Genomic DNA, 14,230 nt, shown 5'->3' on the forward strand with positions numbered 1-14,230 from the left:
ATTGGTTGATACGGCTGACATGACCATGACGATCACTAAGCTCTTTCCTCGCCGATTTTGGTCTCTGATTGCCGGCGGCGCCGTCGCGCTTGCCGTGCTGGCTGGTGGCGCTTCACCGCTGCAAGCGCAGTCCGTGGTGGTGATGGTGAACGGCGAGCCCATCACCAGCCTCGATATCGAGCAGCGCACCAAGCTCAACTTCCTGACCACGCGGAAGCAGATGCCGCGGAAAGAGGTGATCGAGGAACTGATCGACGAAAAGGTGAAGATCAAGGAAGCCAAGCGGTTTGGCGTCGACCCTTCGGCGAGCGATATCGATCAGGCCTTTGCCGGGATGAGCCAGCGGATGCGTATCTCGCCCGATCAATTAACCAAGTCCCTGGAGAGCCAGGGTGTCCGGCCGGAAACGTTGAAGGCCCGCCTCAAGGCCGAGATGGTCTGGGGCAGCCTGGTGCGCGGCCGTTTCAAGGAGAGCCTTCAGGTCGGCGAGAAAGACGTTGCCGACGCCGCCCAGCAAAGCGGTGAACCGACCCAAGCGGACGCGTTCGAATACAGGCTGCAGCCGATCGTGCTGATCGTGCCGCGCGGCTCGGCGCAAAGCGCGATCGACTTGCGGCGCAAGGAGGCGGAGTCCTTGCGCGAGCGCGTCCAGAGCTGCGAGCAGGCCAACACCTACTTCAAATCAATGCGGAATGCCGCGGTCCGCGGCATCATCACCAAGACTTCGGCCGACATTCCCGGCCCGCTTCGCGAGCTCCTCGACAAGACGCCGATCGGTCGCCTGACCCCGCCCGAGATCACCAAACAGGGCGTGGAGATGGTGGCATTGTGCGACCGCAAGCCGACCAAGATCGACACGCCGAAGAAGCGGGAAATCCGGGAAAAGATGTACTCGCAGAAGTACGAGGCAAAGTCGAAGGCTTATCTGGCTGACATCCGCAAGGCCGCAATGATCGAATATCGTTGATGCATGGCAAAGCCCCTCGCGCTGACATCCGGCGAGCCCGCGGGCATCGGCCCCGACATTGCCCTTGAAGCGTGGCGGCGGCGCGGTGAGCTGGACCTCCCACCGTTTTACCTGCTCGGCGATCGCGCCTTCTTCGCTGAGCGGGCGAAAATCCTGGGATTGTCGGTCGAACTCGCTGACGCCGTACCCGAGGAAGCGGGCGCGGCATTTGCAAAGGCCCTGCCCGTGGTCGCAACCGGCGAAATCGCAACCGCGCGCCCCGGACAGCCCGACCAGACCAGCGCGACCGCAGCGCTCGCCTCGATTCGCCAAGCGGTTGACCATGTCAGGACAGGACGAGCCGGCGCCATCATCACCAACCCGATCGCCAAGAGCGTGCTGTACCGCGCCGGATTCCGCCATCCCGGCCACACCGAGTTTCTCGCCGAGCTTGCCGCCGATGGCGCGAGCGTGCCGCAGCCGGTGATGATGCTGTGGTCACCGGCCCTCGCCGTCGTTCCCGTGACCATCCATCTTTCGCTGCGCGAGGCGCTGGCCCAGCTCTCGAGCGAGCTGATTGTCACGACGGCCCGGATCGCGGTCACGGATCTGAAGGCCCATTTCGGCCTTGCCCGTCCACGCCTTGCGGTGTCCGGCCTCAATCCGCACGCCGGCGAAGACGGCTCGCTCGGCAGCGAAGACATCGATATCGTAGCGCCAGCGGTCGAAATGCTGCGCAAGGAAGGCATCGATGCCCGGGGCCCGCTGCCCGCCGACACCATGTTCCACGCCGCGGCGCGCAAGACCTATGATTGCGCCATCTGCATGTATCACGACCAGGCGCTGATCCCGATCAAGACGATTGCGTTCGACGACGCCGTCAACGTCACGCTGGGATTGCCATTCATCCGCACCTCGCCGGACCACGGCACTGCCTTCGACATTGCCGGCACCGGCAAGGCCAACCCGTCGAGTCTCGCCGCGGCGCTGCGGCTCGCCGCGCGCATGGCGACGACGAAACCTTCATGAGCGCGATCGACGATCTGCCGCCGCTGCGCGAGGTCATCCGCGAACATTCCCTGTCGGCCCGCAAATCGCTCGGCCAGAATTTTCTGCTCGACCTCAACCTCACCGCGCGGATCGCGCGCGCCGCGGGCCCGCTCGAAGGCGCCACCATCATCGAGGTCGGCCCCGGCCCCGGCGGCCTGACGCGTGCGCTGCTGGCGCTCGGCGCCAAGCGCGTCATCGCCGTCGAACGCGACGAGCGCGCGCTGGCGCCGCTCGATTACATCGCCAAACGTTATCCGGGCCGGCTCGAGATCGTGCATGCCGACGCGCAGCGCTTCGATCCGCGCCCGATGCTCGGCGGCGAGCGGGCCAAAATCGTCGCCAACCTGCCCTACAATATCGCCACCGCGCTTCTGGTCGACTGGCTCTCGATCGAGCCATGGCCGCCCTGGTACGACATGATGGTGCTGATGTTTCAGCGCGAGGTCGCCGAGCGCATCGTCGCAAGAGAGAACGACGAAGCCTACGGCCGGCTCGCGGTGCTCGCCAACTGGCGCTCGGAAACGAAAATCCTGTTCGACATCTCCCCCGCCGCGTTCGTGCCGCAGCCAAAAGTCACCTCCTCGGTGGTGCGGCTGGTGCCGCGTGATGCCCCTGAAACCTGCGACCGCCGCGCCCTCGAACAGGTGGCGGCCGCGGCCTTCGGCCAGCGCCGCAAAATGCTGCGGCAGAGCCTGAAATCGCTCTCGGTCGATCCGGCGCGGCTCGCTGAAGCCGCGCATATCGATGCGACAAGGCGCGCCGAAACCATTCCGATCTCGGGCTTTGTTGCCATGGCCCGTGAATTGACCGATATACGAAACATAAAATCGAACGTTTAAGGAGTGAACGCCATGGCGCGAATGGTCCGTCAATCCCTCGTCAAATTCGATGCGCCCTTGTGCGAAACCATCGTCGACACGCCGAAGCCGCAAGGCCGCGAAGTTCTCGTCCGCATCGAGCGTTGCGGACTGTGCCATTCCGACCTGCACATCCAGGACGGCTATGCCGATCTCGGCGGCGGCAAGCGGCTCGACACCACGCGCGGCATGACGCTGCCGTTCACCCTCGGCCACGAGATCGCCGGCGTCGTCGATGAAGTCGGTCCCGATGCCTCCAAAGAGCTGATCGGAAAGAAGCAGGCGGTATTCCCCTGGATCGGCTGCGGCCAGTGCCGCGACTGCGCCAATGGCGACGAAAACCTCTGCGTCAAGCAGCGTTTCCTCGGCGTCTCGATCGATGGCGGCTTCGCCACCCACGTGCTGGTGCCCGACGCCAAATACCTGCTGGATTACGATCCGCTGCCGGTCAACCAGGCCGCAACTCTGATGTGCTCGGGCGTCACCGCCTATGGCGCGCTGAAGCGGCTGGTCGACCGCCCGCGGCAGCGCAACCTTTTGCTGATCGGGCTCGGCGGCGTCGGCATGATGGGGCTTTCATTCGCGCAGGCGATGTTCAAGCAGAACATCACGGTCGCTGACCTCTCCCCCGCCGCGCGCGAGACCGCGCTGCAGAACGGCGCAGCCGTTGCGTACGATCCGGCCGAGCCCGAAATCGTCAGGCGCATCCTCAAGGAGACCGAGGGCGGCTTCGACGGCGTCGTCGATTTTGCGGGCAACGAGAAATCGATGGCGTTCGCCGTTGCGACGGTCGCGCGCGGCGGCAAGGTCGTGGTCTCCGGCCTGATGGGCGGCAATTTCAGCCTGCCGATGGTGCAATGGGTCTACAAGCGCATGACCGTCGAAGGTTTTATGGTCGGCACGCTCGCCGAGGCCAGGGAATTGATGGCACTCGCCCGCGCCGGCAAGATCAAGCCGACGCCGATGAAGGAAGAGCCGATGGCCGACGTCCAGAAATGGATCGACGAACTGCGCGCCGGCAAGGTGGTTGGGCGTATCGTGCTGAAGAACTGAGGCGGCGGGCTGGGGTGGGGGTGTCTCCGCAATTGACACTCCCCGTGTGGAGAGAGCCCCCACCCGGCGCTCCGCGCCGACCTCCCCCGCAAGCGGGAGAGGTGAAGCAAGTCTGCGGCCAAATCGATCTAACCAAGAGTCATCACACTATAGCGATCCATTTGCGCGATGCGACCGTTATGCCGACTTCGGCTTCGATAATTCCTGAACGGCCCGGTGCGCGACAACGTCCAATCCGCCCAACGTGGTGTTTCCCTCCTCCGCACTCTGCATCAGCTTTCGGGCGACGTACTTGCGGCTCTCATGATCGCCGCCGTTGGGAAAACGGCGGCAGGCTTTTTCCAGCGCAACTTCCATGTTTGCAATCGTGCGATCATCCAATTTAGCCACGGCGCCACCTCCCCAGGGTGAACAAAGCTAATCAACGCCCTTGCGAGTGCGAAGATCATTGAATGATAGCACTTTCGGGAAAAAGCGGGAATAGAGGATGGCACCTCGCCGAGAGGCGACGTGTCGCCTCCTGCAAACTTCCCGGGATGATCACGGCCACTGGGTGGTATGCCTAATGCCTACTTCCCGAGCGCCGCCTGCGGCGTGTTGCGAAAACTGATTGCCATGCGGTTGTAAGCGTTCATCAGGCCAATCGCGATCGTGAGGTCCACGAGCTCGCGCTCCTCGAACACGGCGCGGGCGGCCTGATAGGCTTGATCCGGCACGCCGGTATCGGCGACGCGCGTCACCGTCTCGGCCCATGCAAGCGCGGCGCGTTCACGCTCGTCGAAGAGATTGCCGGCTTCGGCCCACGCCTGCACCAGCGCGAGCTTCTCGATCTTCTCTCCCTTCTTGAGCAGATCGCGCATGTGCATGTCGAGGCAGTAGGCGCAGTTGTTGATCTGGGAAATTCTCAGGTAGACCAGTTCGACCAGCGCAGGAGGAAGTCCGCTCTGCATGACGTAGCCGTAGACGCCGCCGAGCGCTTTCACGCCTGCCGGCGCGATCTGGTTGTAGTCGAGACGCTTGCTCATTTTCTTGCTCCTTGATGACTGTTCTTGCTCAATCGAAGTCGTCACTTTCTTTTCTCAAGACGCCGACCGGCTGCTCACCTGCGAATAACCGCCTTCAGCGAGTCGATGAATACCCAGAACGAAGCCGCGAACAGGCCGACGTCCTTCAGGAGGAACTGACCCGGCGCGACCGTGATCGCGGGCAGCCCGAGCTCCGGCACCACGACGCCTGGCGTCGAGATCATGAAGCTGACGGTGGTGACGAAGAGTCCGGCCGAGAGAAGGCCACCTGCTGCAGAAAAGATCGGGCTTGCCAGTCTGAGGACGATCAGCAGCCCGATGCTGAGTTCAACGAAGCCAAGGAAATTGGAGAAGCCGCGGACCGAAAGCAGAGCGTAGAACCAGCTCACGAGCGGGCTGTTCTCCACCAGCGGCACCAGCCCCTGGGCCTCATAATCGGTGAACTTCATTCCGCCGAACCAGGCGTAGATGATCCCGAGCGACAAATAGAGACCGGCTCGGCTGACCGGCTCAGCGTAGACGAGCAGGCGTTCGGCTTGATCGCGCCACCCGATGATGGAGCCCGGTGCGAGGATCGGCGCCGGGAGCTGGGTAATAATGCGTGACATGGTAATCTCCGTTTTGATGGGTCAAGGTTTCAATCCGATATCCGGCTGCACGACTTGTCGTGCGTCGGCCGAGCGCTCACGCATTCACGCGCTTGCGCAAATTGTAGCGAGGGGCCGGGATGGCACTCGAAAGCCTGTCCGACATGGCGAGGCGCGCCGTCTCGTGACGGTCCCACTCCGCCTTGTCCGACAGCGACGGGATGGTCACGGTCTCGCCGAGGTCGAGACCGGCCAGGGCGGCATCGACCAGGTCGTCGGCCGACATCACGATCTGCGCCGGAAGCTGATGAACCGGCGTGCCGGCGACATCCCAGAATTCGGTGGCGGTGGCGCCCGGCAGCACCGCCTGCACGCGGATGCCCTTGTCGGCGAGCTCGTGAACGAGCGAGTGGCTGAATGCGAGCACAAACGCTTTGGTACCGCCATAGACACCGTTCAGCACCTCCGGCGCGATCGCAACAACCGATGAAATGTTGATGATCGTGCCGTTGCCGCGGGCAACAAATCCCGGGACCGCCGCATAGGCCAGCCGCGTCAGCGCGGTGACGTTCAGGCGGATCATGTCCTCCATCTTGTCGACGTCGGAAGCGAGCAGCGGGGCTGCCGCGCCGACGCCGGCGTTGTTGGCCAGCAAGGAGATACCCGCATTGGTCTTGAGGATGTCCTCGACGCGCCGCAGGTCCGGCGGGGACGTGAGGTCGGCTTCGACCGTCTCCACGTTCCGGCCTGTCTCGTTGGCAACCCGGCGCGCCAGCGATGCAAGCCGCTGCTTGTTGCGCGCAACAAGAATGAGGTCGTGGCCGCGCTTCGCCAGACGATCGGCGTAGATCGCGCCGATGCCGGTTGATGCGCCGGTAATAAGAGCAGTGCCTTTGGTCTGGGTCATGTCCATCTCCGTTGGTTGGGTTCGTTGCTTCGCGCTGATGGATAGGCCCTTCCGGAAATGATGGGTATCTGGCAAAATCGAGATGTATCCTTCCAAAAAATGGAAGCATCCCGATGGATCGTCTCGAAGGCATGTCGATCGTGTTGGCGGTCGCGGAGGCCGGAAGCCTGTCGGCTGCGGCGCGCCGGCGCAAAATGCCGCTGGCAACCGTGAGCCGAAAAGTGTCCGAACTGGAAGCGCACCTGCGCGCCAAGCTGTTCAACCGGTCGAGCCGCGCGCTCGTGCCGACGGACACGGGGCGCTCCTACATCGCCGCGGCAAAACGAATTCTCGCTGACGTGGCCGAGGCCGAACGCGCCGCCTCCGGTGAGTACGCGACACCGCGCGGAGAGCTGATCGTGTCGGCGCCCTTTGCGTTCAGCCGGCTGCACCTGGTGCCGGTACTGGCGGAATTCGTGGCGACGTTTCCGGAGGTGGACGTTCACCTCGATCTGCTGGACCGGCCGGCCAACCTTGTGGAGGAACATGTCGATGTCGCGCTTCGGATCGGAATGCTGGCCGACAGCAGCCTGATCGCGATCCGGATCGGAGAAATCCGCCGCATGTTGTGCGCGAGCCCGGCGTATCTGAAGGCCCGCGGCACGCCCAAATCTCCTGACGACCTTTCCAAACACGACTGCATCAGCTTCGTGCCGTTGCAGTCACCGACCACATGGACATTCAAAGGAGAACGGAATGAAATTGAACATGTCGTGCCGGTGCGGTCGCGACTGGTATTGAACAACAATCTTGAATCGACTTACGAGGCCGCGCGCAGGGGTATGGGGATCGCAACCGTGTTCTCCTACCAGGTTGCAGAAGCGGTCAAATCCGGAGAGCTTGCGCTGCTGCTGCAGGATTTCGAGCCGCCGCCGATACCCGTCAGCCTCGTCTATCCGCCCAATCGCTTCATGCCGGTCAAGCTGCGCGCCTTCCTGGACTTCGCGCTGCCACGCCTCAAAGCACGCATCGCCGATCTGCCGAAACGTGCCGAGCCGCGAGGGCGAGCTGGCCGCTCCGGCTAGTTCAGGCGGCGGCCTTGTCTTCCTTGTCCGTACCGCGGGCCCAACAGTCCCGGGCTCTGATTTCCCGGAACGACACCAAACGGCGCTGCGCCTCGTCCCACAACACAAGTCGTACACACCGAAAGCTCTCGAGGAGCGTTATGTGGCCGAAATCGCGCAGTTCCGGGTGGTCGCGCAGCACGTGCGGCAGCCGGTAATAGGGAATTCGACTGGAGAGGTGATGGACGTGGTGAATACCGATGTTGGCCGTGAACCAGCGTAGCAGCGCCGGCAGTTCGTAGTGCGAGCTGCCGTACAGAGCGGCATGATGCAGGTTCCAGCCCTCGTCGCGATCCCACGTCGTGTGCTCGAATTGATGCTGCACATAGAACAGCCATACGCCGGCCGTGGCGGCGAGGAGCGTAATCGGAAGATGCACGAGCAGGAACGCCTTGATCCCGATAAACCACGTGAGCGCAGCGACGACGACGGCAATCGCGAGATTGGTTGCCATTGTACTGGCCCAGGGCTGCCAACCATTGCGCATGAGGCCAACCGGAATCCTCTGTTGCAAAAGAAACAGATAGGCCGGTCCGACCCCGAACATGATCAGCGGGTGGCGATAAAGACGGTATTTCAGACGACCCCACCAGGAAAGGGCCCGGTATTCGCGCACTGTCAGCGTATCGACATCGCCGATGCCGCGGCGGTCGATGTTGCCGGTGGTGGCATGATGAATCGCATGCGTGCGGCGCCAATAGTCGTAAGGCGTGAGCGTGAGCACGCCAATGACGCGGCCGACCCAGTCATTCGCCAGACGGCCGGCAAAAAAGGTCCCATGACCGCAGTCATGCTGGATCATGAACAGGCGCAAGAGAAAGCCAGCGGCCGGAAACGCGATAAGCAATGAAGCCCAGGCATAGCCAATGGAGAACGTAAACCAAGCCGCGGTCCACAGCATCGCGAGCGGCAAAGCCGTGATCGCCAACTCGGCCAGGCTCCGCAGCCGAATTGGGGTGCTGTAGTTGCCCAAAATGCGCTTCCAACGACGTGCGTTGAAGACGTCATCGCTGCCAATGGGAGGTTGAGTGAAGCCAATGCCTTCTTGCGCGCTAGAGCACTGCACAATTCTCTTATGCACAGATATCCCCTTCTGACAGTGCACGTAAGATCGACGCACCGATGGATCGGCATCTACGTCCGTTGATCGATTTTTGGAGAAGGGTCTGAAACGTGCGTGCCTGTCAGCAGCAAGGCAAAGCGGGCCCAGTCGTTCGGCCAAGTGTCGATTGCCCCGCATATGGACGGAAATTGGGGGAACGTCAAGGACTGCAGCAGCCCCGCGTTACCCATGTCCTAATGGGTCATTTCCGGATTCGACGGACGGCAGAAATTTGCGACTCTGGCGCCGGCATGCAGCAGCAATCGACTTATAAGCACATGCCCTACCCTCGCTGGATCAGCGCGCGCCTGATTGGCTGTGGCGGCTCGCTGCGCGAGCTTGGCCACATCAACGAGGCCAGCGGGCTTTGAGGACTTGCCGCAAGGATGAGGCATTGCTGGCGGCTTTTGCAGCGGGAGCCGCGGATTGAAGGACGGAGCGTTTTCCGGCGAATTCTGAATCCAGAATTACGAAGTCACAGCGCACTTGACCTGCTGGCGAAGCCTTGTGAATCCGCAACGTCAACTGGTTTGCATTGTCACCGTATGACGAGGTGGCTCGCTGCATTGTTCCTTGGCGGAACCCAAGATAAGAGCGTCATCAAAATCTCCTCCGGGCGGAACGAATGCCTTCCGAAGCCTTTGGTCCCGATCGACAAGAGGAGGTAACTATGAAGCTATCTGTCTTGGCGATTGCGACACTGCTTGCGGTCGGAACCATTACTTCGGCCAACGCTATCGAGTTTGGTGTCGGCCCCGGAGGCGTCTACGTTGGTCCCGGCTATGATCGCCACCACTACCGTGACTACAGAGATGACTGCCGGATCGTTATCCGCGAACGCACCAACCGCTTTGGTGAACGCGTCAGGATCCGCGAGCGTATCTGCGACTAAACACGCGCTCGACGGTAGCGACGATCAGATCAGCATCCGGCTGAGATGCTGGATCGATCGGTGGTCAGGAATTGGTACGATGTCGCACCTCCCCTGCGACACCGTTCCCGCAAAGAAGGGCCCCGGCGCCGCTGGAGCCCTTCTCGTTTTTCTCGGAGCCAGATCCGTTCACCCCTCAAGAGGGAGACGCAGGGCCACCGCATCAGCCTATCGGTTTTGGGCCAATTTCAGCCACAAGCCATCCTTCCTCCTGCGCGGGCTGTCGTATATGAGAGATTTACCACCGGAACGTGCCGATAGTCCTTTGGGAGCGAATTGGCGGCGTGGATGGCGACGGCGGCGGTTAGTTAATCCAAAATCCGACACTTGATCGATGTAAGCGTGGACAGGCATTTCAACCGGGGCGTGGCATGGTAACTCGATTTGCGACGGCGCAGTCCACAGTGGCGATGCGGCGCCGGGGGCCTCCCGCCATTGCGGCGCTCGTGGCGATGGCCGCACTGACGGCGTTGACCGCCGACGCCGCGGCGAGACAGGCGCGCCCCGCAGCACCCACCGAGGAGATAGCGCCGCGCGATATAGGCGAGCCGATCATGGCGATCGTGTCGATCAAGACCCAGCAGGTCACTCTCTACGACGCCGATGGCTGGATCCTGCGCGCGCCGGTGTCGACCGGCACCACGGGACGTGAGACGCCCGCCGGCGTCTTCGCCGTCGTCGAGAAGAACAAGGACCACCGCTCGAACATGTATGACGATGCCGAGATGCCGAACATGCAGCGCATCACCTGGAACGGCATCGCGCTGCACGGCGGGCCGCTGCCCGGGTATGCGGCTTCGCATGGCTGCGTGCGGATGCCCTTCGGCTTTGCGGAAAAGCTGTTCGACAAGACGCGGATCGGAATGCGGGTGATCGTCTCGCCGAACGACGCGGCGCCGGTCGCGTTTTCTCACCCTGCGCTGTTCGTGCCAAACGCGGAGGCTGTCGCAGCCGCGCCAGTGCGTGCCGAGACGCTCGTCCGCGAGGCCGCGGAGGCCGCCAGGACGGCCGACGAGGCGAAGAAAGCCGCGGTGACAGCGGCGCGCGAGGCAGCATCGCTCACGGCGTCGCTGCGCAAGCTGGAACGGCTCAAGAAACGCGCCGACACCGAGCTTGCGTTAGCCGACAAGGCGCTCGGCGCCGCAAAGACGGACGAAGCCACGGCGCGAGCCGAGGACCTCAAACAAAAGGCCGCCGCCAAGGCCGCGGACCTGGGGACGCAGCTCGATATCGCGCAGGCCGAAGCGAAGTCGAAGCCCACCGCCGCCGCGGCCAAGGACGCCGCCAAGGCGGCCGCGACCAGGAAGGCCGACGCCGCCAAGGCCGCGAGCGATGCGAAGCTCGCGCTCGAGCCGGTCTCGGTCTACATCAGCCGCGCGACGCAGAAGCTTTACGTGCGGCGCAACACGCATAAGCCGGCGCCGGACGGCGGCGGCGAGGTGTTCGATGCGTCCATCGAGGTTCCGGTCACGATCCGCAATCCCGAGAAGCGGATCGGCACGCATATTTTCACGGCGGTGGCGCATAGCGACAAGGGCCTGCGCTGGACCGCGGTCACGATCGACAACGCCGATGACGCCAAAAGCGCGCTCGACCGCATCACCATCCCGCAGGATGTGCTCGATCGCATCGCGCCGACCGCATTGCCGCGATCCTCGATCATCGTCTCGGACGAGCCGCTGAGCCGCGAGACCAACTATCGCACCGAGTTCGTCGCGGTGCTGAGCAACCAGCCGCAGGGCGGCTTCATTACGCGCCAGCCTACGCCAGATGTCATAGCAAGCGGCAACGACTGGGGTGGAGACGGCTTCTTCCCCTTTTTCCAGCCCAATTCGAACCCCCAACCTGGCACTGCGCGCCGGCGCGGCGGGCAGTACTATCAACAGGTCCAGCCGGGCTGGTCGTGGTAAGACGCGACACGCCGCGCGCCGGCCGCATGTTCGCTCAGGGTCTTGGTTGTGTGCAAACCGATAGGTCGGCACGCGGCCGTGGTCGGCAGGCGGCCGATGTTCTCGCGTCGGATCGTCCAATGACGGCCAAAGTGGGTATCGCGACGCGGTATTACGCTTTTCGACGCACTTTCTGACCTTCAGGTGGCGCGGATGGCTGCAATCAGGCTCGGTTTGCCGACGATGTTCATCACCCGTGTGAGGTTATAGGCGAGAACATGCAGCGCCATCTCAGCGGCGACATTCCGTAGGCGCTTCATCAGGAAGTGGCTCGCACCCATACGGGCTTTGATCGTGCCGAAGGGATGCTCGACCGTCTCGCGCCGCGTCCGCATGGCGTCGGGATTGGAATCGAGCCGTCTCTGGACCTCCTCGACCACATGCTCATGCTCCCAGCGCGTGATGCGGCGCTCCTTGGACGGCGTACAATGGCTCTTGATCGCGCAGCTCTGGCACGCCGCTGTCGACCAGTACCGGCGCAGCGTCATTCCATGCTCGATGTTGGTGTAGTGATAGGACAGCAGCTGGCCGGATGGGCAGCGGTAGACGTCCGCATCAGGCAGGTAGGCGAAGTCCTGTTTGCCGAACCGGCCCTCAGCCGTGGCGTTCGACGTCATGGGCTTGGGCAAGGTGACTGCAACGCCAGCCTCTTCGCAGGCTAATATCTCTTCTCCGTCGAAGTAGCCACGGTCGGCGACGGCCTCGAGTTTGTCCACTTCGAGCACTTCTTTGGCTTGTTTCGACATCCGAGCAAGCTGCCCACGGTCGTTGCCGACGTTTATGACCTCGTGCGTAACAATCAGATGGTGTTCGGTGTCCACAGCGACCTGGACATTGTAGCCGACGACGCCCGATCCGCGTCCGCTGGTGGCCATCGAACGGGCATCCGGATCGGTGAGCGATATCTGTTGATCCGGCGTGTTACGCATCTGCGCATCAAGCACTTCCAGGCGGCCCATCTCCTGCTTCAGCCGAGCGACCTTTTCCTTGATCCTCGTTGTCTTGATGATGATCGCTTCCGAAGGCTCCTGCCGATCGGCGCTATCGAGTTGACGCAGATATCGACCGACGCTTTCCTCGATCTGCGCCATCCGCCTCGCCATCTTGGCATGCGTGAAGTTGCGATCGCGGTTGTTCACCGCCTTGAACTTGCTGCCGTCAATCGCGACGCTCGGGGTCTGCAACAGGCCCATTTGCCGGCATAGCGCAACGAACTTCGCGCAAACCTTCCGGATCGCCGCGCCATTGTCCTTCCGGAAATCGGCGATCGTCTTGTGATCGGGAGCCAGGCGGCCGATCAGCCACATCACCTCGACATTCCGGTACGCCTCACGTTCCAGGCGCCGACTGGATTGCACCCGATTGAGATAACCGTAGATGTAAAGCTTCAGAAGGACTGCCGGATGATAGGAGGGCCGGCCCGTCTCCTTGGCGATCACACGCTCAAACCCCAGTCCATGCAGGTCGAGCGCCTCGACGAACACATCGATCACATGGACCGCGTTGTCCTCGCTTACCCAATCCTCCAGGCATTCCGGCAAGAGCGTCAGCTGGGATCTGTCCGCGCCTTCAACGAAGCGTCCCATCCCTATCCCCCATCAGGAAACGGAGGAATCGTACCTGACTCGTGGCTTTTCACACAGCCAGGGTCAGCAGCTAGCCCGCCCGCGAACGCACCAACCGCTTTGGTGAACGCGTCAAGATCCGCGAGCGCATCTGCGACTAAATGCGCGATCGACGGTTAGTGAGGCGACGATCTGATCAGGCCCGGCTTGGACGCTGAACCGATTGGTAGGTCAATTGGTGCGATGTCGCACCTCCCCTGCGACACCGTTCCCGCAAAAGGAGGGCCTCAGCGCCTCCGTTAGGGCCCTTCTAGCGTTTCTTGGATGCTGTCAGTCGGGATCAGCACACCTCCGCGCCGGCTCGAGCGCACACTTCTGTCTTTCGCGCTGAGACCAGGAGCATCATCGGCCGCTCCAGCTCTTCGGCCAGTTCTGGCGAGGACTCGATCTGTTCGCGCGTCGGGGCGAATTCCTCGACCCGGCGCAACTCGAAGCTCGCATCAATCAGCGTGTTGAGCGTCGTGCCGAGCGTCCGGTGGTACTTCAGCACGTCCTTGGCGAACCAGTCCGTGCGGCGCTCGCCCTCGACCGAGTAGCCGTTGACCGGCCAGGTCTTGCGGCCGTCTTCATCAGCGATCCAACGCGGATGCGCCGCCGCCATGAAGATCGGATGCTCAACCGTGAAGACCAGATCTGCGCCGGGGACCAGCGCCTTGTGATTCATGCGCGCGAGGCGCTGGAAATCCTCGACATAGTGAAAGGTCAGCGCACTGTAGACGAGGTCGAAAGCCGCTTCGGGCAGTTCCAGTGTCTCAAGATCGGCGAGCAGATAATCAATGGCCGGGTCCGAAGTATCGACCTTGGCGTGTGCGATCATGTTCTGCGACAGATCGAGGCCAAGCACCGAGACCGCGCCCTGCGCACGCATCCAGCGCGCGGCCCAGCCGAAGCCGCAGCCCAGGTCGGCCACGCGCTTGCCAGTTAGCGCGGGCAGCATTGCCTGCACAGCCGGCCATTCGGGCGCACCGTCCAGCCCATGCACCTGGCGAGGCAATTGGCTGTAGCCAGCGAAGAAATCGGGATTGTCGTAGATATTCTGTGCCACGTTTATCTCCATCTCCATATGGAGTCGGCCTAGGCAATGAGTCCGGCTTG

The 14,230-nt window shown here is 62.6% G+C and carries 14 protein-coding genes; 7 read left to right on the forward strand and 7 right to left on the reverse strand.

Features of this window, described 5'->3' with window-relative positions; all coding sequences use genetic code 11:
- The first annotated feature begins 25 nt into the window (after positions 1–25).
- Genes LMTR13_RS22535 through LMTR13_RS22550 form a run of 4 tightly spaced genes read left to right on the forward strand, consistent with a single transcriptional unit; the run spans position 26 to position 3,906 of the window.
- The gene (locus LMTR13_RS22535; RefSeq protein WP_065732901.1) at positions 26–967 is read left to right on the forward strand and encodes a peptidylprolyl isomerase; all 942 of its coding nucleotides are present in this window, start codon (positions 26–28) and stop codon (positions 965–967) included.
- Positions 968–970: 3 nt separating this feature from the next.
- Positions 971–1,975 carry a 4-hydroxythreonine-4-phosphate dehydrogenase PdxA gene (pdxA, locus tag LMTR13_RS22540; RefSeq protein ID WP_065729733.1) on the forward strand — a complete coding sequence of 335 codons (1,005 nt, stop codon included), beginning with the start codon at positions 971–973 and terminating at the stop codon, positions 1,973–1,975.
- Positions 1,972–2,835, forward strand: coding sequence for a 16S rRNA (adenine(1518)-N(6)/adenine(1519)-N(6))-dimethyltransferase RsmA (gene rsmA / locus LMTR13_RS22545; protein WP_065729734.1), 864 nt, complete (start codon positions 1,972–1,974; stop codon positions 2,833–2,835). Before pdxA ends, rsmA begins: the two co-directional genes overlap by 4 nt.
- 12 nt (positions 2,836–2,847) lie before the next feature.
- Positions 2,848–3,906: an alcohol dehydrogenase gene (locus tag LMTR13_RS22550; RefSeq protein WP_065729735.1), complete on the forward strand. Its 1,059-nt coding sequence runs from the start codon at positions 2,848–2,850 to the stop codon at positions 3,904–3,906.
- Positions 3,907–4,083: 177 nt separating this feature from the next.
- On the opposite strand, the gene LMTR13_RS22555 is transcribed toward LMTR13_RS22550, so the two are convergent.
- The 4 genes from LMTR13_RS22555 to LMTR13_RS22570 form a co-directional block, all read right to left on the reverse strand.
- A complete protein-coding gene (locus LMTR13_RS22555) occupies positions 4,084–4,263 on the reverse strand; it encodes a hypothetical protein (RefSeq protein ID WP_083219141.1) in 180 nt (59 codons plus the stop codon).
- Between the two features lie 212 nt (positions 4,264–4,475).
- On the reverse strand, positions 4,476–4,931 hold the full coding sequence (locus LMTR13_RS22560; protein ID WP_065729737.1) for a carboxymuconolactone decarboxylase family protein: 456 nt from the start codon (positions 4,929–4,931) through the stop codon (positions 4,476–4,478).
- 74 nt (positions 4,932–5,005) lie between these two features.
- Complete coding sequence (locus LMTR13_RS22565; protein ID WP_083219142.1) at positions 5,006–5,539, reverse strand: YkgB family protein; 534 nt, start codon at positions 5,537–5,539, stop codon at positions 5,006–5,008.
- 76 nt (positions 5,540–5,615) lie between these two features.
- Positions 5,616–6,425 carry an SDR family NAD(P)-dependent oxidoreductase gene (locus LMTR13_RS22570; protein WP_065732903.1) on the reverse strand — a complete coding sequence of 270 codons (810 nt, stop codon included), beginning with the start codon at positions 6,423–6,425 and terminating at the stop codon, positions 5,616–5,618.
- 113 nt (positions 6,426–6,538) lie between these two features.
- On the opposite strand from LMTR13_RS22570, the gene LMTR13_RS22575 reads away from it, so the two are divergent.
- The gene (locus tag LMTR13_RS22575; RefSeq protein WP_065729738.1) at positions 6,539–7,489 is read left to right on the forward strand and encodes a LysR family transcriptional regulator; all 951 of its coding nucleotides are present in this window, start codon (positions 6,539–6,541) and stop codon (positions 7,487–7,489) included.
- 1 nt (position 7,490) lies between these two features.
- Here LMTR13_RS22575 and LMTR13_RS22580 read toward each other — a convergent pair whose 3' ends face one another.
- Entirely contained in the window at positions 7,491–8,567 is a 1,077-nt protein-coding gene (locus LMTR13_RS22580; RefSeq protein ID WP_065732904.1) for a fatty acid desaturase, read from the reverse strand.
- Between the two features lie 733 nt (positions 8,568–9,300).
- Between LMTR13_RS22580 and LMTR13_RS22585 the strand changes: the two genes are divergently transcribed.
- Together LMTR13_RS22585 and LMTR13_RS22590 are read left to right on the forward strand one after the other, a co-directional pair.
- The gene (locus tag LMTR13_RS22585) at positions 9,301–9,522 is read left to right on the forward strand and encodes a hypothetical protein (protein WP_065729739.1); all 222 of its coding nucleotides are present in this window, start codon (positions 9,301–9,303) and stop codon (positions 9,520–9,522) included.
- A 410-nt stretch (positions 9,523–9,932) separates the two neighbouring features.
- Entirely contained in the window at positions 9,933–11,471 is a 1,539-nt protein-coding gene (locus LMTR13_RS22590) for a L,D-transpeptidase (protein ID WP_065729740.1), read from the forward strand.
- A gap of 179 nt (positions 11,472–11,650) precedes the next feature.
- Here LMTR13_RS22590 and LMTR13_RS22595 read toward each other — a convergent pair whose 3' ends face one another.
- Together LMTR13_RS22595 and LMTR13_RS22600 are read right to left on the reverse strand one after the other, a co-directional pair.
- Positions 11,651–13,096, reverse strand: a complete 1,446-nt coding sequence (locus LMTR13_RS22595; RefSeq protein ID WP_083219143.1) for an IS1182 family transposase — start codon at positions 13,094–13,096, stop codon at positions 11,651–11,653.
- 319 nt (positions 13,097–13,415) lie between these two features.
- Positions 13,416–14,180 (reverse strand): class I SAM-dependent methyltransferase, encoded by a 765-nt coding sequence (locus tag LMTR13_RS22600; RefSeq protein WP_065732905.1) that lies wholly within the window; start codon positions 14,178–14,180, stop codon positions 13,416–13,418.
- Between the last annotated feature and the right edge of the window lie 50 nt (positions 14,181–14,230).

The organism is Bradyrhizobium icense (assembly GCF_001693385.1).
Lineage (GTDB): Bacteria > Pseudomonadota > Alphaproteobacteria > Rhizobiales > Xanthobacteraceae > Bradyrhizobium > Bradyrhizobium icense.